Source organism: Rhodobium gokarnense (genome assembly GCF_025961475.1).
GTDB lineage: Bacteria > Pseudomonadota > Alphaproteobacteria > Rhizobiales > Rhodobiaceae > Rhodobium > Rhodobium gokarnense.
The window spans coordinates 110077-131520 of the sequence record NZ_JAOQNS010000009.1 but is presented as its reverse complement, the minus strand read 5'-3'; the positions used below and the strand labels follow the sequence as shown (position 1 = coordinate 131520).

Below are 21444 nucleotides of genomic sequence, written 5' to 3'. Positions count from 1 at the left end.
GCGTGCCTTCTCCCAATACAGAAAGCCCCCCTGTCATCTATGAATCCTCAGGCGGGCCGGTACGATCCGACCAAGCGCTCTATGTCGAACGCGGCGTCGATCACGAATTTACTCGCATGCTTGAACGACGGCGGGATGTTTTCGTCATCACGGCGCCACGCCAGACCGGTAAGACAAGCTTGTGGGTCAAGACCCAACATACGTTAAAAGATAAAGGAATCACTTTCGGCACGATTGACTTCCGCGAAGTATTCGGCCTGCCGGAAGACAGCACGCGTATGGCACGCGGTTGGACGGAAACTTTGTTTCGGGCGCTGTGTCGTGAGTTTCGACTGGATTTAGGTGATCTTGGAAAATGGCTTGCCGCCCAGGGCGAAATGCCGACGACCAATCTGATATCCACTTTCTTTTCCGAATTCTTGCGTAGCCGACTGCAAGGGGCGATTGTGGTCGCCTTCGATGAGATCGATGTTGTTCAGCTCTACTCTTATTTTACCGATAGCCTATTCGAGGCGGTTCGCGTCCTCGCGGCGCGGCGCGACGAACTGGACCTAAGTTTCGTCCTGATCGGCATCAATCCGCCGGAGAACTTACTTAAGTCTCTGGGAGGCTCAGCGTTCAATATAGTGGCCAAACAGGTTGATCTCCGTGATTTCGATCCCGAAGATAATGCAGTCATTGCTGCGTGGGCCGAGGGCTATCCCGCCACGGACAAAAAAGAGCGATTGTCTATAGCGGCAGGTATTCTTACGGCTACCGGCGGGCAGCCCTATCTTACCGCTTGCCTTTTTGATGAAGCCCGCAGCGAAAATGTCCAAAGCACGGGGGAACTCGCCCCTTTCCTGTCGGATCGAATAGCCCGCGCCAAGGATGGAGATTGGCGCCGCGCTCATTTCAACTCCCCGCGAGACATCATCGTTGAGCGACCGGATCTCGCTTTTCGCGTGATTGCAGCTTACGAAAAGGCGCTGAAGGGTCCAATAGCCGTCAAGACACTGGGTAAAGAAGTGCGGGCATCGCTTCTGACGAGTGGGCTCGTCCGGTTCGATCCCAAGGATGAAAAACACCTCGTAATTAAATCGGACATCTACCGCAACGTATTCGATAAGGCGTGGGCAAAAACAATAGAGAAAGAACTGGGCGAGGAGGTTTTTTCCAGTCAACTGCCCGGTGTTGCCGTTAAATTGGACGCCCCCCGCAAGCGTATCTGCATCATCAATACCGGCGGCATGATCTCCACCGAATTGCAGCCCGACGGGAAATACGCCATCCCGCCGGATTTGACCCGCTTCTTCCGCAAGTTTCCCGAACTCAATTCGATTGCCGAGGTCACGGCCGTCGCCCTGATGGCCAAGGACAGCTCCGACATGAACCCGGATGATTGGGAAACGTTGGCCGACGCAATATTCGCCCGGCGTTACGTCGGATTCGACGGATTCGTCGTTGCGCACGGGACCGATACCCTACCTCACACCGCCTCCGCAATTGCTTTTGCATTAGGCGAGGGGCTGCGCGTACCTGTCGTCTTTGTCGGCGCACAGGTCGGTACCGATGTGATTCACGGCGACGCTCGAATTAACCTGACGCGCGCCGTGGCGGTGGCGACGCGGAATGTTCCGGAAGTCGTCGCGGTTGTAGGCGACCAAATTCATCGCGGTGTCCGAGTTCAAAAGAAGGACGATTTCCGCTTTGATGGGATGCACTCACCGACTTGGCAACCTCTCGGCACAATTGCCGATGATATCGACATCAGGCCGCAAGATTTACGTAAAATCGATCGGCGCCGGGAGATGGAGCTGCGTAATAAATTTTCGCGCGGCGTCTTTAAGATCGACCTTTATCCTGGGCTCAACCCCGATTTCTTGATGCCACTGCTGAAAAATCCAACCCTCGACGGCATCATTATTGAAACGCTTGGTATCGGCAACGTGCCGACGGAAGGGCATTGGAGCCTCATCTCGTTCATAAAGGCGGCCACCGAGAGGTACATCCCAGTCATGTTGGCAAGCCAATTCCCGATCCAGCCTCGCATGACCGCAAACTATGAACCGGCCGGTCCTCCGCTGGCGGCAGGGGCCCTGGCGGCACTCAACATGGCTCCACCGGCGGCAGTCACCAAATTCATGTGGGTCCTGCCGCAGATCCAGGAGCGGGTCGACAAAGGTGACCTGCCGATTGATAGAAAAATCTCCGAGATTAAACGCATGATGGAAACTGATTACGTCGGCGAACTGGATGTAATAGAAAACGGAGAGGAAAAATAATGCCTCGTAAAAATAGTGTGTCACCAAAGACATCAAATGAAAAAATTTCCAACGCGGTTGATGGAGTAAAAAATGATCACATTATCTCGAAGGTATTTGTCCTTTATACGGGCGGCACCTTCGGTATGGCGCCAAACCGTGCAGTTCCAGGACACCCATTGGAGCCATTAGAGCTTGAGGATTTAGAAGATGCCTTGCCTGAAGCATCTGAATTAGCTCCCGGTGTCGATGTGACTCTGGAGCGATTTAGCCGATTGCTTGACTCGTCTTCAATGACGCCAGATGATTGGATCAATATTGCGCGTAAGATAGAGGAAAATTATGAAGATCATGATGGTTTTATTATTCTTCAAGGCACAGACACGCTCGCCTATACCGCGTCCGCCCTCAGCTTCATGCTGGAAAATCTTGCAAAACCCGTTATTATTACCGGCTCACAGCTTCCGCTGACCAATGCGCGGACAGATGCCAATTTGAACTATGGTCATGCCCTGCAAATTGCCGGTTTCAAGGCAACGGATTTGCCGAGGATACCCGAGGTCATCGTCGTCTTTGCCGATAAGGTGCTTCGCGGTTGTCGCACCCGGAAAATGAGCGCCAGTGCCTGGACCGGATTCGATACGCCAAACTGCCCACCCCTTGGCGAGATCGGCGAGCATGTCCGCATCTTCGAAAGCCAGATACGTCCGGCACCTCCAGTCGGGCTCGACCTTCAGGTGCACACCGAACTCAATCCGGATGTCCTCGATATTTCGCTCTATCCTGGCCTGAGGGCAAGCCATCTCAACCAGATCCTCAACCTCGATGAGGTCAAAGGCGTTGTCTTTCGCACATATGGCACCGGCAACGCACCGGAAGACGCTGATTTCCTTGCGGCCCTTGGCGACGGCATCAGCAATGGCGACAAGGTGGTGGTCAACATCACCCAATGCCCTCAGGGCGCCGTCGAAATGGGGCTTTATGCCGCAAGCGTCGGCCTCATCGACAATGGAGTTATTTCAGGTCTCGACATGACTCCTGAGGCAGCGCTGACAAAGCTGATGGTTACCATGGGTACCCGCATCGGCGAGCAGGTCAAGCTTCAGATGCAAATCAGCCAGCGAGGTGAACAATCGCAAAACTTGTTCGATTTCAACTTCAAGAAAACCGACAAACCAATCGACGCGCCCTATTCAGACTTCATCGTGCCGGACCGGCGTTTTGATCCGACCGTCTTGTCGGCTGCTGTTTTGCGGATGAAAGGGGTTAACGTGACGATCGAGGATGGCGCTGAACAGGGTGTGATCGACCTCTATATGAACTTCCCAAACCCTAAAATCGATCTGATTGCAAGGGATAGCCATCCACGGCGGCTGCACCGTATCGAACTCTCCGAAAGCGGCGTTTTTAACGTTGTCGAGCAGCTGCCGAAGGAAAAGGTCAAAAATATCATTGGCGACAGTGACGTGGTGCTGACCTTCGTGCCATCCCCCGGGGTCACTTTCAGCTTTGAAAAACTCTCACTGTCCATGTTTACGCGCGCCTGAGAATTCGGCTAGAAGCAGGTGCTCCAATGTGTGGTTTTATGCAATCAGATAGCCGCTGTTGAAAACGAGGCGCTCCAAAGTGTTTTCCGCTCTGAAACTTCCCCAAAATGGCAATTTGGCACCCACAGCGTTGTCGATCAGCGAACAAAAGTCGCTGATTGAAGGAAAAAAGATTTCCAATTCTGAGTTGGTGTCAGAATATTTCGACGAAATCACAAAGAATAAACATCTAAATATTTATATAACCGAAGCTCGCGATTCGGCGGCTCAGCAAGCCAAGGAGGCCGATGAGCGTATTTCGAAGAACCAGCGAAAGCCGCTGGATGGAATTCCTATTGCCGTAAAGGACAATTACTGCACGAGAGGGATTAGGACCACTGCAGCGTCCCGCATTTTGGAGAATTTTGTTCCGACCTACGAGTCTACGGTTACCCAGAAGCTGCTCGATGCCGGCGCTGTTATTCTCGGCAAGACGAACATGGACGAGTTTGCTATGGGCTCGTCGACCGAGAGCAGCTACTTCGGCCCGACCATCAATCCGGTCGGCACGAAGCTCGGATTTGGCAATTTGGTTCCAGGAGGCTCGTCGGGGGGGTCGGCCGCCGCTGTCGCAGCAAATCTTGCTGCCGGCGCCCTAGGTACTGATACCGGCGGCTCAATTCGGCAGCCCGCAAGCTTCTGTGGCGTTGTCGGCATGAAGCCGACATATGGTGCTTGTTCCCGATGGGGCATTATCGCTTATGGTTCATCGCTCGATCAAGCCGGCGTTTTCGGGAAATGCGTTGAAGACGTTGCTATTCTCTTGGACGTAATCGCAGGAGAAGACCCAAAAGACACAACGTCGGTGGATGGAAGAGCTTACGCGTTTTCACAGGCTTTGGGAAAAGAACAAAGGAAGCTTCGTATTGCTTTTCCTAAAGAAGTGATTGCTCTGGAATCGACCAGCGATGCCGACAAAGTTTGGGACAAAGCTCAGAAAATTGCGCGGCGCATAGGTGCCGAGATCGTCGAAGTGTCAATGCCAAGCTTCAAGTATGCGCTCCCGGCGTACTATATTATTGCCCTATCGGAAGCATCTTCGAATCTGGCTAGATATGATGGGGTTCGGTACGGTTTTAGAGCGAAGGCCCCGAACGATATTAATGACCTGTATGAGAGGACACGGGCCGAGGGATTTGGAAGAGAAGTTAAAAGGAGAATATTACTCGGAACATTCTCTCTGAGCGCTGGTTATTACGATGCGTATTATTTGAAAGCGCAAAAGGTGCGAAACATCGTGGCAAATGAATTTCGTATGGCATTTGAAAATGCAGACGTAATGTTTATGCCGACGGCGCCATCATCAGCCTTTCCAATTGGAGCGCATTCTACAAATCCCGTCGAGATGTATCTCGAGGATGTCTATACTGTTCCGATAAATTTGGGAGGTCTTCCGGCCATTAGCCTGCCAGTCGAAACGAGTACAAATGGTATGCCGCTGGGACTTCAGGTTATTGGTCCACAGTTTGGCGATGAAAATGTGCTTCGTGTAGCTGCTAGCGTGGAAAAGGCGGCGACCGAAATAGTGTAAGAATCTATTTTTTCTGTGATTAGGGGTAAGGGGACCTTTCTAGATTTGGAATTCTCGCCCGACATCTGCCTTGCCGACATTAACTTCGGACGTTGTAAATTGTCGCTTCCCACCCCTATAGGTCGTTTCAAATGTAGGGAAGAAGTGCTTTTGGCACGCCTCCATTCTTTAAACCTCAGCTGCCATTGATAGAGCATAGGTATGCGCCCGGCGGCTTCTTCTGGCGCCGGGCGCGATTTTTTCAACGCAGCCGAAACCTACGCAGCTTTGAAGCGCCTTTTTAGGTCCTTACCGCGCTCCACGGCATCGATGCCGCCGCGCTTGGTGTAGGTGCCCATCGGGAACGTCGTGTAGCGCGGCTGCCAGTCGGGCGTGTGCGGCTTGCGGGTTCCATCGATGTGATCGCGGATGATCTTCTTCTGCACCTTCGCCGTTGAGGTGACGTGAGCATCGGCCGTGGCCTTTCCGGCGACTTCCTTCACAGCGGCGTTGATCGCTTCCTTGTCCTTCCAGAGATCGAAAAAGGTGTCGTCCGGTGCCCAGTGAGCGCCCATGTCGGCCGACTTGAGAATGCCGAGCGCTTCGACGAGCGCGCTGCCACTCGGAAGGGTTTCCGCTACGACGAACGTCAGGATGCGCCGGACGCTGTCGTCGTCGAGATCGACGAGCTTGGCAAAGACGGTCAGAAGGTCATGCGACCGACCGTAGTCGTGCTGGCGGCAGACGAGCGTGTCGCTGTCGTCCTGTTCGATGCCAAGCAATAGCCGGACGGCTTCGCGCTCGGCAGCGAACGCCGCCTCAGCCGTGCTGGCGGCAAGGCTTTCGCCAATGGCCTCGGTATTTGCCTTTTGTGGTTCGCCGTAGACCGTCCACAGGGCCGATCCGGCAATGATCTGTGCGGCAACAACTCGCAGGGCAAGCGCGGGATCGCTCAGGAGATCGAGCCGCACGGCGGCGTGGCGGTGTAGGGCGAGATAATTTTGCATGGCCTTGGTGAGTTCGGGGCGTTCGCAGGATTGCTCGTCGGTGTTGCCTGCTTCCGCCTTGTCGCGGCGCTTGGCTTCCTTCTCGGTGATGTAGCCCTCGTGGACCGTGACCTCGCCGTCCTTGGCGATCTGAATATAGACGCGGCCTCCGTCCTTCTTTGTCGCCTTGCGGTACTCCCAACTGGCGAAGAATGCGCCGACCTCCATGATTTCCACGTCCTGCCAGCCCTTGGCGAGGATGTCGTCTTTCAGCTTGGCGATGGCTTCGTTCTGCAAGGTCCAGAAGGCGTCCGTATCGTCGAAATACCGCTCGTCGCCGAAGAGGTCCGCAACGATCGCGCCTATAAACTCTTCGAGCTCGAACAGAGCATTTTCGACCGAGATTTGCTGGCCACCGAAGAGCCACTGGCGCAGCGCGTAGCCGTGCGGCGCGTATGCGTCCTCGTCCTTGAACAGCGCCCACCAATCCTGTTGCTGGCGCTTTGTGGCAAGGGTCATCGTCCGCAGCGTCTCGGTCCCGATGTCGCCCCTGCGATAGGCGGTCAGGATCGGCCCGATGATGTTGGCAATGGCCAAGCGTTGTTTGACGAGCCGCTCCGTCACGCCGAACGTGCTGGCGATCTCGGCAACGTCCTTGCCTTCTTCCCCCAGCACGGCAAAGGCCTTGTACTGGTCGATCTCGTCCATCGGCAGGCGGGCGACATTTTCCGCAAGCGAGGCCTCGATGGCTTTCGCATCGTCGCCGTCCTCCATGACGATGCAGGGCACGGGCTGCGCCTCGACTTCCTCGGCCAGTTTGGTTAAGGCGTGATAGCGGCGCTGTCCCGCGACGATCTCAAAGCCTTCGCAGTTAGGCCGCACGAGAAGCGGTTGCAGCAGGCCGAGCGAGCGGATGCTCGGCACGAGATCGGCGACATCCTTGCCGCCCTTCTTGCGGACGTTGACCTTGGCGGGTTTCAGTTGGTCGAGGGTCAAATGGGTTAGTTTCATGGGTTTTCTCCTTAAATGTTTGAGTTGAAATGAACGGTGCACAAGCGCACCCGTGAACGGCCCTAGCGGGGCCGCTCTGGGGCAGGCTCGGATGCTTTGCAGGGTTCGGTTTGCAGGCCGTGTAGGAACTCGGCGGCTTTCGCGGCCTGTGCTGCCGCCTTGAAGACATACTTCTTGTCGTTCCGGAGCGCGGTCAGCCAGCCCTTGATGTAGAGGGCATGGTCGTCACGCGGCGTCTGCACGATGCCGATAGCCGAACACAGGAAGGCCGCGCCAAGCTCGGCGACCAGTTCCTCGAATGCGTATTGGTCCCGCTCAGCCCCGGTTTTTGCCTTGTCGCGGTCAAGGCGGTGCGCCGCTCCCGTCCAGTGGGTCAGCTCGTGCAGCAGCGTCGCGTAGTAGTTCTCCGTGGCGCTTGCCTGTTTGGTCTCCACAAAGGCCTTGGTGTCCGGGATTTGAATGAAATCCTCCACCCGGTGGTAGAACGCCTTGCCACCGCCATGACGGATATCGGCTCCGGTACTGGCGCAGAAGTGGTCCGCCGCTTGGATGCGGGTCACAAGATCGATGTCGTCGCGGCGGACGGGGTCGGCGCGGTCGTATCCGTCAACCTGATCGGCATTGAAAACGGTATAGGTCTTGAGCATGGGAACGGCGCGTTCGTCCGTTTCGCCGCTGTCGGTCTACTCTTGCCTGACCAGCGTCTTGTAGAAAATGATCGGGCTGCCCTTTTCGCCCTTGCGCACGTTCGCGCCGCGCTCCTTCCACTGGTTGAAAGTCGCCCAATGGCTGGACGAAAAACCCTTGTCCTGCTGATCGAACCAGAGGGAGGGGATGTTGATGCCCTGGTATCGATGTTCGGTGATGGGGTTGAGCGGCAGTCCTTGAGCTGCCAGTGCCGCAAAGGGCGGTTGGTAGTCGGCAAGGTCTACCGTCTCCAGAACGGCAATGATCTTGCTGGTGACCTCCTGATAGATGTCTTTCTTGGCCATGATGTCCTCGCTTGGGGTTTGGGTTTCAAATCCGGCGAAGCTCTCAGGAGAGAAAACCCGCCGCGCATGACCCCCTGGCCAGCGCCGAGCGTCCGAAATCCCGGAAACAAAAAAGCCGCCGCCGGAGGACCGACGGCAGCGACCGCAACGGACGCTATGACCGCAAGCAGGGCGCCCCAAAGCCTTGCCGCTTGCGGCGCCGAAGGCGGTCCGGGCCACACGGGAGGCACGTGTGCCGAATGGAGCGGGCCAGCCCGGACCAAGGCTATTGGATCAGGCGACCCTGCGGCGGTGTAAGCTGGCTGATGGGGTCCACGCGCGTGCAACGCGCGAGCAAAAGACGAGTGGCGGCGACCAGCCGCCGCGTCTCTTCCTGTCCGGGATCGTCACCCGAATGGGCCGAAACCGCCCGCAGGCCTGCCGAAGGGCGGGTTCGGTGGAGCGGAGCGAAATAGAGCCCGCAAGACAGCCAACACCCGGAATGTGGATCTCAGTCCGAAATCATCACCATTTTCGGGTATTTATGGGTAAGTTATTGGATATGGCCTTCCGTATCGACGAGTTGGCCGTCGCCCCGGAAGCCCTCACTCACATTGCCGAGATCGACGAGCTCAAGGGAGCTTGGGACGCTGGCGCCGGGTGGCGACCATTGTAAGCATCGGCTTCTCCACCCGCATCGAAGGTGCGAAGCTCAACGACAACGAGGTGGAACGACTGCTCACCAATCTGGATTCCGCAGCTTCGAGACCCGCGACGAACAGGACGTCGCTGGTTACGCCGGGGTGAGGGAAACGGTCTTCCCCCATGCGGCGATGATCACGATCATCAAAAACCATATCCGGCAGCTTCGCCGTGATCTTCTGGCCCATAGCGCCAAGGACGAGCGGCACCGGGGCACCTAACAACCTGGTCATTTGCAGGCTGTCGACTGATGAGCCGCGACAGCGCCTGTCGCGTTGTGACAATGGCGAGTTCTCACTAGCCGCCGGGTTGCAGCCGTAAATTGCCAAAACCTGCCCTTTCCGACGAATCTTCAGAAGTGTAGCGTCAGCCAGAACAACACTTTCAGTTTCCGCAGCATTGGGGGCGTCGATGCCGGTCAATGAAACCGCTCTAAGGCAATGGGCTGATCACCACCAATGCCGCAGCAATTTACCAATTCTGGTGCGGCGACTAGTTCGCGAGACAACAATAACCCTGCAATCACTACGCTTTCCGGGAAATGAAGCTGTCGATCTAGCTGGATTGGATGGGCAGGCCGTAGCTGAACAAGCGACAGTGTGGGTCCCTCAGGGGCGAAGCATTTGGGAGATGGGTTGCAATCAGAACTCGCTCGCGAAGGCGAATAGCGACTATCGAAAGCGGACGGATGAAACACCTGAGGAAGAACGAGCAACCACGAGTTTCGTTTTTGTCACGCCCCGACGCTGGCCAGCAAAGAATGAATGGCAAAGGGAGCGGCAGGCAGAAAACTCTTGGGCCAATGTTCTGGCGTGGGATGCAATAGATCTAGAAAACTGGCTTGACGAAGCACCTGCTACTTCTCGTTGGATCGGGGAACTTCTCGGTTTTGATCAACCAGGCCTGCTTACGCCAAATGAGTGGTGGGTAAGATGGTCAACTGCCTCCAATCCGCCGATCTCGCGTCGATTGGTTGCCACTCGACGACACGATGAATCGGCAACGTTGTTACGAGACCTTCGTAACGGCGACGCTGTGGTATCGGTTGCAGCAGATGATCGAAGCGAAGCGGTAGCGTTTGTAATCGCGGCACTCACCGAAGAAAGTGCTGACGATCTCCTTGATCGCACCCTCGTGGTGACGAGAGCCGATATTGCAATTCCTCGGAGCGATGCTCGACTCATTATAATTGCAGATCTCCCCGAGGGCCAAGAACCGGATTTTGGCGACAGACGCAATCTTACTATCGTGCGGGCCTATCCTCGCGGACGACAAGACGTTCGGGAAGCATCGCAGCTTTCGCATGTCCCATCTGAGGTCTTTCGTGACGAACTCCAGGCAATGGGGTTGTCATGCGATGACGCTGAGAGTCTTGCGTTGAAGACCGGACATTCGGTGCCAATTCTCCGGCGGCACCTGTCGCCTGATCCGGAAATCCGACGCCCTCTTTGGGCTCGCGATCGCGCCTTGGCCAAGAGACTATTGCCGTTCGCGCTTGCGGGATCATGGGTCGATCGAGAAAGTTTCGACGATTTGGCGGTTCTGCAGCTTCTTGGAGAGCTGGATGATGGCGAGATTGAACGAGCCAGAGATGAACTGCTTGCTTTGGATGACGTGCCCATTGCGAGATATGGGAACGTAGACGTTGTCGTCTCGCAATTAGACGCGCTGTTTGCAATTGGCCCCTACATAGACCGGGACGACTTGGATCGTTTCTTTCAACTCGTTCCAGAATTGTTGGGCGACAGAGATCCTGCCTTAGACCTCCCCAAGGACAAATGGTGGATGGCAAATGTGCTTGGCAAAGCGCGCAGCTATTCAGGGGCTTTGCTATCCGGGCTCAGCGACGCATTGTGCATTCTCTCAGTATACGGAGCCGAAATTTGTGGAAGTAGTCTCAAAGTCGACCTCGCTTACCGCGCGAGCCAAGTTGTTCGCGAGTTGATAGCCGGCGCTGATGACGAGCGTTGGCTGAGCATTCGCGGCCATCTTCGTGCACTTGCGGAGGCTGCTCCTTATGCGTTTCTTGACTGCCTTGAAGAGGAACTAAGAGGAAAGGATCCCGCCATTCAAGAAATCATGGGTACCACTGGCGGCGCCATGGGCGGTGAGTGTTTGCGGACAAATTTGCTTTGGGCCTTGGAAATTCTGGCATGGCATCCCGAGCACTTTTCTCGCGTCGCCAAAATTGTGTTCGATTTGCAGCGATTTCCCACGGATGATAACTGGACGAATTCACCGGCGTCCACCGCAAAGGCCCTGTTTTTGGCATGGCTACCGGCAACTTCATTGAACGTGACTGAGCGCCTCAAGGTCCTTCGAGAACTTTCGGGGTCCTACCGAACACCGACAATTGATGTGTGCATTTCTCTGTTGCCTGGTGGTGGGCCAGGACTTGCTTTCAGAACCTCCCGCCCTCGATGGAGGGCATTGGAGAAAGAAGTTCCAGAAGCAACGAATAGTGGTATTTGGGATGCAGCAGTTGGGGCTAGCCATCTACTCTTAGACTTGGTTCCGTATAGCAAGCTCGAACTCGACAAGGTGCTTGAGGTTGCGTCGAGGCTTCACCCCGATGATCTAGGCAGGCTTGTCACCGAGGTAGAACGTTGGGGTGACTCTGCATCCGATGGCGACAAAGCCGAATTGCGACATGACCTGCGTCGCAGAGAGGTCATCCGTGCATCTCAGAATGAGCCCGATAACCGAGACTTGGCTGAGGCATTTCAGCGCATAGAAAATGCGCTCGAACCAACTCAAGCAACAATGCGTCATCGTTGGCTTTTCGAAAATACTCATGTTGAGTGGCGCGGCCTCATCGATGATGAGGATGATGGACGCGTTTCTTGGCGAGAGCGCGAAGCACGGGTGAAAGAAAAAAGGTCCGAAGCGCTTGCTGAAATCGAAGCAGAACTCGGACCTGAAGCCATCCTGCCTTTCGCGCTGGATGTCAAACGTCCTGAATTAGTCGCTCAAGCTCTGGTCTCCCAAGATTCACCTCCCGAAACCGCAACACAATGGGCCAGAAAAGCCTTGCGCGCGAACCAGTCCGAAGCGGCAGATAGCTTTCTGAGACAAGTTTTCTGGACCGCGGGTTTGAGTGACTTAAAAGCCACCATTGCATCCCTCGAGAAAGAGGGCCTCCTTGAGGACCCGACACAGCGTGAGCGACTCGCCAAGCTACTTCCGGGCCGCTCCGATGGCTGGGAAGTCGCCGCTGCGCTCGGGCCGGATGTAGAGCAGGCGTATTGGAATTCAGTCTCAATCAGATTGTGGGATGATACGCCTGCGGACGAGGTTGAACTCGCAGTGACAAAATTATTAGCGGCACAGCGACCGCGGTCAGCTTTTAACGCCGTGATCTTCCTTCGCAACGAAATCACGCCGGATCGTTGGGAGCGCATCCTCAAAGCTATTTCCCGAGGCGAGGAACCCAATGGACCATCTCCCGGAGCATACGAATTGGAAGAGGTATTCGAGTGCTTGGACAATGCTCCCGACTTTTCAGACGACCGGATTGCCAGTCTGGAATTGCCGTTCGTGCCACTCTTGTGCAACTACGGCCATAGGACTGGGGAAAGAACCCTAGCTCTTCATAAGGAACTCGCGCGGGACCCAGCTCTATTCATTCAGCTTCTGACTTGGCACTACGGGCGTCGGGATGGAGCAGCAGAACCAGAACTTGAAGAAATGGAAACGGAGCACCGCCGATTCTTGGCTGAAACCGCCTGTCACTTGCTTGAAGGTTGGAAAGCCATTCCTGGCATGAGCAAGGATGGCAAAATCAATGCGGGGCAGTTTCTAGGATGGACCGAGGAAGCCTTGAGGTTGGCTTCTGATGCTGACCGGCGAGAGGTTGCGGAGCTGCATGTTGGCGCGCTGATAGCCCATTTTGCTCGCCACCGTTCGTGGGAGGACTGGTTACCCGAGGTGATGCTTGACGTCCTCGATCGTCCCGAACATGGCGGCCTTCGAGAACGCTTCACTTTAGGTGTCCACAACGCAAGAGGAGTGACGACCCGCGGGCCCTACGATGGCGGGGCACAGGAGCGGGTGTTGGCGGAGAAGTATCGGGGGCTAGCTGCACGGTACGGGAATTCGCATCCGCGCGTTTCGGCGGTGCTCACCTCAATTGCAGAAGGATATGACAGGGATGCTCAGGACCAAGACGAGCGAGCTGCACTTGGTGAGCGCTGGCACCCCTAAAACTCAGAACTGGGCACTGGCCCAGCCGGGGTATCCAACAGGGGGCGGCCTTTGAGCCCCCTTTGGCAAGATCGCGTGTAGTACACGCACATCTTGCGGAAGCGCATTTCTCCACTGCAATTCCGGTATGGCGCGCAACGGATTATGTCGGCTTTGGGTCAGGTGGTTTCAATTCAAGGTTCAGTTGCGTTTCACGACGTTCGGCTTTTCACGTTATTTGGTCGAATGAAAGGGCGTCGGTTTCCGGACCGCGATGTCGCGGAGGTTTGATCGATCGTCTATCTGAATTCTTTCGGACGATTTTATTTTGGCGTTTATTTATTTAACTGGCCCATCTTTTTCTGTACGATGTTTGTGCCGGGTTGTTTTGGCCCGGTGCGGTCTGGAAACCCGCTTGCACGCATATCGGCTCTACGGGCCGGATCGCGTCGATATAAGGCTTAGCTCGAATAAGGCGCACGTTGCGTGCAACGGTTTTCAGGGTCCGGCTCACCAGCTTTTTGCCGAAAGGAATTTTGTTATGACCAATCCGGAGATTTTGAAACTGATCGACCAGGCCATGGAGGATGCGGCCAGGGCGATGGGGCAACTGGGACGCGCCCGGTTTCTCATCGACCAGGATATCGAGAACGAAAAGGCCGCCGAACAGCTTGGGCTGACGACATTGGCCGGGCTGCCCGTGGACGAGAGATAAAAGCCAAACCGGAGGTTTGCCGGGATCATCCGAGACCGGGTACGGAAGGCTGCGGTTTCGGCAGGTCTGCAAGCTCGTCGTCGAGGTCGATGACCGGTTCGGCGTTGGTGGCGGCGGTGGGCTTGGCGTCGTTTTCGAAGTCGATGCCCTTGGCATGGGCTTTCACCGCATCGGGCGCATGGTCGCGCAGGTATTGGCGACGTTCCTCGAACTCCGCTTGCGTCATCTTTCCGCTGTCGAGCAGCTCCTGCGCCTCGTCGAGGTCGGACTGGAATTCGATGAGTTTTTCACGCTCTTGGAGGAGCCGTTCCCGTTCTTCCATCGCATCGCGGTAGCTTTCCCATCGCGGCCGATCATCGTCGATGTCGTCGGGCGAGATCGTTTCAGCATCCAGTTCCCTGCCGAACTCGTCGAACACCCGCGTGCCGTCTTCCGTCTTGAAGACACGGCGTCCGTCTTCCAGCACATGCGCATGCGACAACATCCGATCGATATGGGCTCCGACGCCTTCGAGCCGTTCGTCGTTGTCCCGCAGCGCTTCGTAGGTCGCCTCGTGATAGATGTTGAGTTCCGACTGGAACAGGTCGGCCTGCTCGGCGGTGATGATCGTCGTCGCGAGGTCGATGAACTCGGACTCGCTTTGGTCGACCTGCTCCTCCCTCTGTCGGCGGTCCCGGTCCTTCTGCTCGCGAAGCTGCCAGAGCATGCGGCGATGCGCCTCTTCATTCGCGCCCTTTCGAAAGCTCCGTCCCAATGCTCCCGCGACGACCAGTTCCATCACTCACCGCACTTTCTCTTGATCAGAACCGCCAGCAAGGTTACCGGGTAGTGGTCGGCATATTTGCGGAATGCCGCCTCCACGGTGTCCATCGTCTTTGTGTTGTCGGTGTAGAACCAGCCATAGATGCAGTTCATGCCGCTGGTGTCGTTACCGCCATTTGCGGCGGTATCCTTGCGAAACCGAGCATAGGCCAAGCCTTCGACGATCCCGGCGACATAGCTGAAGCGTTCGCGTACCGGCATCTTATCCATGATCAGCCCCGCCGTCATCGGCGAACCCGCATTGTCGCTGGCGAACGCCGTATTGATGCCGAGAACGAATGCCCCGGCGACAGCAAGTTTCTTGACCGTATTGGCATGAGGGGCACCGCTCATAACCGACCGGTTTTGCGGATATTTGAAGTTGATCTTCGAAATTTGGTAAAATTGAAGAATATCAAGGGATAAGCGGTAAAGATGCGGCGGTTCCCCCAACTACGCGGAAAGGGTCAATTGTGTGACGGGCAAAGGAGAGCGAGAAGCCGCTTAACACACTGATATTAAATGAAAAAGAATAGCATACATGCGTGTGTCCACCAGCGAACAGCGACCGGACCGTCAAATCGATGGTCTCAAGGGACTTTATGACGAACTGCACCTGGAGACGTTATCGGCCATCAGCAAACGCCGTCCGGTCTACACGCAGATCATGCGACGGCTACGCCACGGCGACGTGTTCGTAATCTGGGATTTGGATCGGGCTTACCGGTCGACGCAGGACGCGCTGAACGAGATCGAAAAGCTCAACAAACGCGAAGTCGGCATTCACATTGCCAGCATGAGCATCGACACCACGTCTCCCTTCGGCAGGCTGCTCTACATCTTCATCAGCGCTCTGGCCGAGTTCGAACGCGATCTCCTTTCCCAACGGACGAAAGAAGGCCTCGCAGCCGCTCGCAAACGCGGCAAGCGGATTGGTCGGCCGCCGATTCTGAGCAAGCGACAATTGCGCAATGCGGCACGGCGATTGGCGGCTTCGGGCGAAAGCTTCCAAACCGTTGGCAAACGCTACAGCGTTTCTGGCTGGACGCTCTCGCGAGCCATGACGCAGGAAGGCCTAGAGGGTTCCAAATTGCAGATAGCAATGCTCAAATGGGACATTGCCCTCGGCGACCATCCGTTGAAGTTAGAGCCCAGTCATCGATCAGTGCCGTTTACCTGCAAAGATTACTTTCTTGTTAAATCGATGTGGCGCAATAGCCCAGTCTGAGTTGGACGATCGCAGAAAGAGGTTAGAAAGTGGCTGGTCACTAAACTCCACGAATACGTTTGCAGCGCGCCACATGACGAACTAATTGACCGTGTCAAAAGCAAAATTGGAAAAAGCCCGCAAGAGCGAACATAGCTTGGCGATTGTCGAAAAATCCGCTATACAACCAAGCGCGCTAGCGGTCATACGTCGTTCCCAAATGGTCCCAAATAAATGAAAATTCACGATTAAAAACAGAATGAGAATGATCGCGGGCAACCAAGCGGTTCAAATTGGAAGTGGTAATGTCAAGTATTACATTTTTTATTGCATCTTCGTCTGAGGGGCGCTCTTACGTAGATGAGGTTTCTTCGTTGATCCATTCGATTGGCGCCAAAACCATAAATTGGGAAGAATATTTTCAAGCCGGAGATTTCGTATTGGAAAAATTACTTTCCGCTTCTTCAAGTGTGCAATTAGCTGCTATTATTGTCACGCCTGATGACATGACATCTAGCAGAGAAAACGAATATATGTCGCCTAGAGATAATATAATTCTTGAGATTGGGTTATTTTCAGCAAAATTGGGATTGAAGAATACAGCAATTATTTTATGCAAAAATACTGATACCGATCGCATTAAACTACCAACCGATCTTGGCGGCGTAGTTTATTTAAATTTTGACAAGTCAAACATCGCAAGAAGCAATATCTTCTTAAAGAGACAGTTCGCACAAATGATGCAACGGGCCAAAGATGATCGCATCGCTCTCGAGCTATTTTCAACAATAGATAACAATCGAGGAAATATATCAAAGATTGAAAACGATTTATCGGAGAAATATATACTAAATAAGATTAAAGAAATTTTATCACATGCGAGAGTCGGGGAGGTTCTTGTTAGTTCGGATGATTATTATGCGGAATTGTACAGGCAAATTGAAAGCGCCGATAAGAAAACGTTGATTTGTGCAGTTGCATCTCTTTCTTCTGAGATTTGGGAGTTTGAACAGGATCAGCAAATTTATCTTGAAAAAAATATCGAGGCATCAAGAAGGGATGTAGAAATAAGAAGGATATTTTTACATGGAGAATCGGATCTGTTAAAAATTGACGTCGAAATTAACAAGCAATTACGGAATGGCATTCATTTAAGGCGAGTTCCTGGAAAACAGCCACAAATGATTTCAGGAATAGAGGATTTCGTTATTTTTTATAATAAAGACGCAAATAGCGGCCGAATTTTTATTGCTGAGCAATCGAAGCGCGACCCGAATCACATTGGAGGCGGAAGAATCGTTGAGTATCATGATAAAAGCTGGCTGATGGAAAGCTTTAATAATCTTTGGGAAATTTCAATAAAAGTTACTGAGTCGGATCTTGTGTATTTTCTAGAATCCAAAAAAAGAAATAAACCACCAGAATTGATTTCAACAACTTTAGACCGCGAGGTAATAACATGCCAACAGGCTGCCACCGCGAAGAATATAGCATTGGAAAACGAGCTAAAGTCGATTATTTATCGAACAAGAATGGGCCTAGTTGCGGTTCATGTTCCCGGTAATATGGAAGTAAGTACGAGAAAAGTGAAAAAACAGCTCGGCCTGAAAGATGCGTACGTTTCAGACGTGGATTCTTTAAAGAGAATCGGCTTGTCTCCTGGAACTGTTTCTGCTGTAAAGGAGCCCGTTTGGAGTTTGTTGAATTTGGTGTCCGCATCCGTTTTTGAAAAAGATTTTGTGTCAACAAATGACGGTACCTTAACAGGATATTATAAATTCGATCCTAAAATATTACTGGATGCGCCTAATTTAATTAAAGGAGATTTCGAAGTGTTAGAATAATAAATATTATTTTTGCGTGCCGAATTAGAGCATGATGGAAACTGAACTAGCTTTTATTGAAGTTTAAATTTGCTTAATTGTTTTTTATATTAAATTAATATGGCATAGGCGCGCCATTTTCGTCTATTCCACTTCTCACTTGCCGAAGCGCTACTTTTCCTATCGGCTAGTGCCACGTCTTCTTCTTTCTCCATCTTTGGTCGTCTTCTCACACCCTCGCCGGGAACAGCGGGACCGGGTATCGGCCAATGCCGGCGGCGAGGGTACGATCAGGGAGAGCGACGGTCGACAAATCGATGGAGCGGACGGGCTGCATCTTGCGCTTGAAGGCGTCGAGGTCGGCGGTCTCGGACCCGCCGAGGCACATTTCCGGAATGTTGGCGTTAGAGAGTTGCTCGGCCATCGATAGGATGCCGTATTCGGCGTTGCCGGGGTGGCGGAGATAGGCGCGGACGAGCGACATGGCCGTGTTTCCCACTTGCTCCCAGAGCCAGAAGCCGATTGGAGCACCGTGGCTATCGCAGGAGATGGTTCCGCCGATATCGAGGTCGGTGCGGTCCATGAGGCCGAGAACCGAGTGCGTCGGCCCGGTGAGATCGTCGTGGCTGAAGTCGCTGTCGCTGCGGCTGTCGGCCCATCGGTCGATGATGCGGAGAATGTCGTCCCGGTGCCGGGCAAGATCGATCGGCTCGGCCCGGCATCCGTCCCGGATCGCGCGGTTGATATGGCCGCGGAAGGACACGAAGGGTTTGCCCTCCCGTTCGACGATGCGCTTCGGGCTGACGACATGAACGGGATAGGCCCAGTCGAGAACCTTTTCCCGGTGCGGTTCTTTTACGCCCATGGTCCCAAGCCGGGAGGCCAGTGCCTGGTCCTCGGTGGAGAAGCGGGCGAGTTCCAGCCTGCCGGACGGCAGGGAGAGCGGGTCGTCGACGGCCCTTGCCAGAAGCCCCGCCGGATCGCGCCCGATCGGCGGGAACAGCAACAGAATATCGTCCCGGTTGGGATGGCGGGCGACCAGCATCATGGTCTCGTCGTCGCCATACGCCCAAAGCCCCTTGCGACCCGTCATGGCGAAGTAGGCCGCCGACCGGCCGAACGGATCATCCCGCTCGACGTGCCGGAGAATGGATGACAACACGGACAGGTGTTCCGTCCCGAGTTTCGTCAAGCGCGGGGCATTGGTCCGTTCCGCATATATAGGAGCCAGGCTAGTCATCGCCGGGCGCCCCGATGTCGACGGGCCTGGCGATGTCCCACAAGGCGTTGAAGGCTGCGGTCTGGCTTTGCGCAAAGAGCGGATGGCGAATGATCAGTATCTGATTGTTGGCGAGGTCCTTTAGCGCGATCTTGTCGCCATAAATCTGGAACGGGCTCCTGCCGAAGTAATCCGCCTTGATCCAGCGGTACCATTCGCGCGGCGCGACGAGGTTCGTATCGCCTTCCCTCAGGAGGATGCGCTCGGTGATACCCGCCTCCTGCAGCCGCTCGATATGGCGCTTTAGGAGCGCGAACTTTTTTCCGGCGCTTTCGTCGAGTTCGGTGACCCCGGCACAGAGGACCTCGCCGCCGCGTCTCTTCAGCGTGTGATAGATGTCGTCATGGACCCGGAGATTGGCGTCCTCGCCCTTGACGATCTGCACGATCTTCTCTTCGCGCCGGCGAACGCCTTCACCTTCCAGGAACACCGCCCCGGCCTGCTCCAGCACCCGGCGGATTTTCTTAAGCGATTGAAGGCTGACGGCCTGTCTGCCGCCTTCCAGGATACTGACAGTGGACGGGGCAATGCCTGCGAGGTCTCCCAGTTCGGTCTGACCGACATCGAGCAACCCGCGGGCGGCACGGCATTGGGCGGGTGTGAGGATATCTGTGTTCTTAATTGGCATGTCGTATCAATGTAGATATTCTCGAAAACTACAATATTTTATTGCAAAAGTCAAATATATTCATTGAATTTAACGATTAATTAACAAATTATGTCTAATAATCCCCGCATTGTTTGTGGGAATTCAATTTAACAAAGGGGATTACAATGACCAGAACATACGAAACGCTATGGGATCGCTTCCTCAACCGCCTGCCGACGAGCGCGGCCAACGATGCCATCCGCACCCTGAAACGGGGCGGTACTTTCAAAGACGTGGACTTCTTCACGCTGAAGGAGGCCGAACAACGGGTCGACGACTATCGATACAACGCGAAGCAGGCGATCGTCGCCTACAAGGCGTGGAAGCTGAAGAAGGCGGTTCGCGGGCTGTTCGGTGTCTTCGACGACCGGGAAGGCACACATCTTCGAGCCCATGCCCGGGCGATGACCTCGATCTATCTCGACGCCCGGCGCGACCATGCCGACCTGACACATCTCTTGATGCGTTCCGTCAGCAACGACGCCGCGGCTAACGGCAACCCTTCGAAGGAAGGAGGGTCCGATGGACGATGAACACATCAGCGATTTCGACCGCCGCCTCGGGCGCCGGCTGCGCGAAGCCCGGATCATGCGGGGCTGCACGCAAAAGGATATTGGGGCCTTTGCCGGCGTCAGCTTCCAGCAAATCCAGAAGAACGAAAAGGGTTTGAATCAGATATCGGCCGAGCGCCTCTACCGGATCAGCCAAAGACTGAAGCTGCCGATCACGTATTTTTTCGAGGAAACGAGCCTTGGAGACGGTCAATCGGCAATTCGTATCGAGGAAATCACCAAGCTGGTGGCGGCGGTTGAAAAGCTTCCCGACGGACGCATCACGACGCGGATCAGACATTTGGTGACGGCAATCAACCGCACCTGGGAGCAACAGAGCGAGGGCTGAGGCCGCCGGCGCGCTCGTGCCTGCAGCATCGAACCATGCGACGTCACACAATCGGCATGCGAGCTGACGGGTGTGAATACATCTTGAACCGCCCGGCCCATCCGGTATCGTTTTATCGAGGGTGCTTTTGCATTCCTTCCCCACGGAGGCCGCTGGCAAAAGCAGCGGCCTCTTCTTTGTTTTGACAATATTTGCCAATATCTGCCATACTGAACGTATGGAGAAGTCGATGGCCACGATGAATGTTTCCCTGCCCGATCCGATGAAGGATTGGGTCGAGGCGCAGGCAAGGTCCGGGCGCTACAGCAATACGAGCGACTATGTCCGCGACCTGATCCGAAAGGACCAGGAACGCGCGGAAAAGATCGCCCGGATGCAGGCGCTCGTCGACGAAGGACTGGAAAGCGGTGCCGGTTCCCGCTCCATGGCCGACCTGCTGCGGACGGCACAGGCCGAGGCCAAGCGGTAGGCGGGCGTGGACTATCGTCTGACGCAAAAGGCCGAAGAAGACATCATCCGCATCTATCGCGAGGGCGTGATCCTGTTCGGGGCCAATCAGGCCGAACGCTACCACTTCGAACTCGAAGCCCTGTTCCAGCTCCTTGCCGACAATCCGAAGCTCACCCGCGAGCGCACCGAGATTTCCCCGCCGGTCCGAATCCATCCCCACAAGGCGCATCTGATCGTCTATCTCATCGAAGACGGTGGCGACGTGCTGATTGTCCGCGTGCGCCATGGCCACGAGGATTGGGAGAGTGAGCCGCAAAATTTGTCTTCGTTTTGATCAGGCAGTTTGCTCAATGCGAGAGAATTCAGGAACTTCGAACGCAGAGAACGTCTTTTCGATGCTGCCGTCGAGTCCGGCAGTTTTTTGATCGG

Annotated in this window: 19 protein-coding genes; 11 read left to right on the top strand and 8 right to left on the bottom strand. The window is 54.8% G+C overall.

The genetic code is table 11. The annotated features are described in order from the left end of the window. Positions 1-2: 2 nt before the first annotated feature. The 3 genes from M2319_RS15990 (at position 3) to gatA (ending at position 5360) form a co-directional block, all read left to right on the top strand. A complete protein-coding gene (locus M2319_RS15990) occupies positions 3-2264 on the top strand; it encodes an asparaginase domain-containing protein (protein ID WP_264602461.1) in 2262 nt (753 codons plus the stop codon). After that, positions 2264-3790 carry an asparaginase gene (locus tag M2319_RS15985; RefSeq protein WP_264602460.1) on the top strand — a complete coding sequence of 509 codons (1527 nt, stop codon included), beginning with the start codon at positions 2264-2266 and terminating at the stop codon, positions 3788-3790. The genes M2319_RS15990 and M2319_RS15985 overlap by 1 nt, the downstream gene beginning before the upstream one ends. 79 nt (positions 3791-3869) lie before the next feature. Next, positions 3870-5360, top strand: coding sequence for an Asp-tRNA(Asn)/Glu-tRNA(Gln) amidotransferase subunit GatA (gene gatA, locus M2319_RS15980; RefSeq protein ID WP_264602459.1), 1491 nt, complete (start codon positions 3870-3872; stop codon positions 5358-5360). 257 nt (positions 5361-5617) lie between these two features. Here the strand turns inward: gatA and M2319_RS15975 are convergent, their stop codons facing one another. The 4 genes from M2319_RS15975 to M2319_RS15960 all read right to left on the bottom strand — a co-directional run bounded on the left by M2319_RS15975 (position 5618) and on the right by M2319_RS15960 (position 9431). Beyond that, positions 5618-7336, bottom strand: coding sequence for a ParB/RepB/Spo0J family partition protein (locus M2319_RS15975; RefSeq protein ID WP_264602458.1), 1719 nt, complete (start codon positions 7334-7336; stop codon positions 5618-5620). 62 nt (positions 7337-7398) lie between these two features. Further along, the gene (locus M2319_RS15970) at positions 7399-7983 is read right to left on the bottom strand and encodes a zincin-like metallopeptidase domain-containing protein (protein WP_264602457.1); all 585 of its coding nucleotides are present in this window, start codon (positions 7981-7983) and stop codon (positions 7399-7401) included. A 36-nt stretch (positions 7984-8019) separates the two neighbouring features. Continuing rightward, positions 8020-8328 carry an ArdC family protein gene (locus M2319_RS15965; protein WP_264602456.1) on the bottom strand — a complete coding sequence of 103 codons (309 nt, stop codon included), beginning with the start codon at positions 8326-8328 and terminating at the stop codon, positions 8020-8022. 611 nt (positions 8329-8939) lie between these two features. Next, positions 8940-9431: a hypothetical protein gene (locus M2319_RS15960; RefSeq protein ID WP_264602455.1), complete on the bottom strand. Its 492-nt coding sequence runs from the start codon at positions 9429-9431 to the stop codon at positions 8940-8942. Between M2319_RS15960 and M2319_RS15955 the strand changes: the two genes are divergently transcribed. After that, entirely contained in the window at positions 9421-13212 is a 3792-nt protein-coding gene (locus tag M2319_RS15955; RefSeq protein WP_264602454.1) for a hypothetical protein, read from the top strand. The genes M2319_RS15960 and M2319_RS15955 overlap by 11 nt on opposite strands. Before the next feature lie 520 nt (positions 13213-13732). Beyond that, positions 13733-13906: a hypothetical protein gene (locus tag M2319_RS15950; RefSeq protein WP_170138497.1), complete on the top strand. Its 174-nt coding sequence runs from the start codon at positions 13733-13735 to the stop codon at positions 13904-13906. 25 nt (positions 13907-13931) lie between these two features. Here the strand turns inward: M2319_RS15950 and M2319_RS15945 are convergent, their stop codons facing one another. Together M2319_RS15945 and M2319_RS15940 are read right to left on the bottom strand one after the other, a co-directional pair. After that, entirely contained in the window at positions 13932-14684 is a 753-nt protein-coding gene (locus M2319_RS15945; protein ID WP_264602453.1) for a hypothetical protein, read from the bottom strand. Continuing rightward, positions 14684-15061, bottom strand: a complete 378-nt coding sequence (locus M2319_RS15940; RefSeq protein ID WP_264602452.1) for a hypothetical protein — start codon at positions 15059-15061, stop codon at positions 14684-14686. Before M2319_RS15940 ends, M2319_RS15945 begins: the two co-directional genes overlap by 1 nt. A gap of 187 nt (positions 15062-15248) precedes the next feature. On the opposite strand from M2319_RS15940, the gene M2319_RS15935 reads away from it, so the two are divergent. Together M2319_RS15935 and M2319_RS15930 are read left to right on the top strand one after the other, a co-directional pair. Next, a complete protein-coding gene (locus M2319_RS15935) occupies positions 15249-15935 on the top strand; it encodes a recombinase family protein (RefSeq protein ID WP_264602451.1) in 687 nt (228 codons plus the stop codon). A gap of 284 nt (positions 15936-16219) precedes the next feature. Then, positions 16220-17758, top strand: a complete 1539-nt coding sequence (locus M2319_RS15930) for a TIR domain-containing protein (protein WP_264602450.1) — start codon at positions 16220-16222, stop codon at positions 17756-17758. Between the two features lie 208 nt (positions 17759-17966). Here the strand turns inward: M2319_RS15930 and M2319_RS15925 are convergent, their stop codons facing one another. Next, positions 17967-18899: a DUF2156 domain-containing protein gene (locus M2319_RS15925; protein ID WP_264602449.1), complete on the bottom strand. Its 933-nt coding sequence runs from the start codon at positions 18897-18899 to the stop codon at positions 17967-17969. A 70-nt stretch (positions 18900-18969) separates the two neighbouring features. Further along, the gene (locus tag M2319_RS15920) at positions 18970-19467 is read right to left on the bottom strand and encodes a hypothetical protein (protein ID WP_264602448.1); all 498 of its coding nucleotides are present in this window, start codon (positions 19465-19467) and stop codon (positions 18970-18972) included. 323 nt (positions 19468-19790) lie between these two features. On the opposite strand from M2319_RS15920, the gene M2319_RS15915 reads away from it, so the two are divergent. From M2319_RS15915 to M2319_RS15900, 4 genes are all read left to right on the top strand, one after another. Continuing rightward, positions 19791-20198, top strand: coding sequence for a hypothetical protein (locus M2319_RS15915; protein WP_264602447.1), 408 nt, complete (start codon positions 19791-19793; stop codon positions 20196-20198). Further along, on the top strand, positions 20188-20565 hold the full coding sequence (locus M2319_RS15910) for a helix-turn-helix domain-containing protein (protein ID WP_264602446.1): 378 nt from the start codon (positions 20188-20190) through the stop codon (positions 20563-20565). The genes M2319_RS15915 and M2319_RS15910 overlap by 11 nt, the downstream gene beginning before the upstream one ends. A gap of 229 nt (positions 20566-20794) precedes the next feature. Then, positions 20795-21034: a type II toxin-antitoxin system ParD family antitoxin gene (locus tag M2319_RS15905; protein WP_264602445.1), complete on the top strand. Its 240-nt coding sequence runs from the start codon at positions 20795-20797 to the stop codon at positions 21032-21034. A 6-nt stretch (positions 21035-21040) separates the two neighbouring features. Beyond that, complete coding sequence (locus tag M2319_RS15900; protein ID WP_264602444.1) at positions 21041-21349, top strand: type II toxin-antitoxin system RelE/ParE family toxin; 309 nt, start codon at positions 21041-21043, stop codon at positions 21347-21349. Positions 21350-21444: the final 95 nt, after the last annotated feature.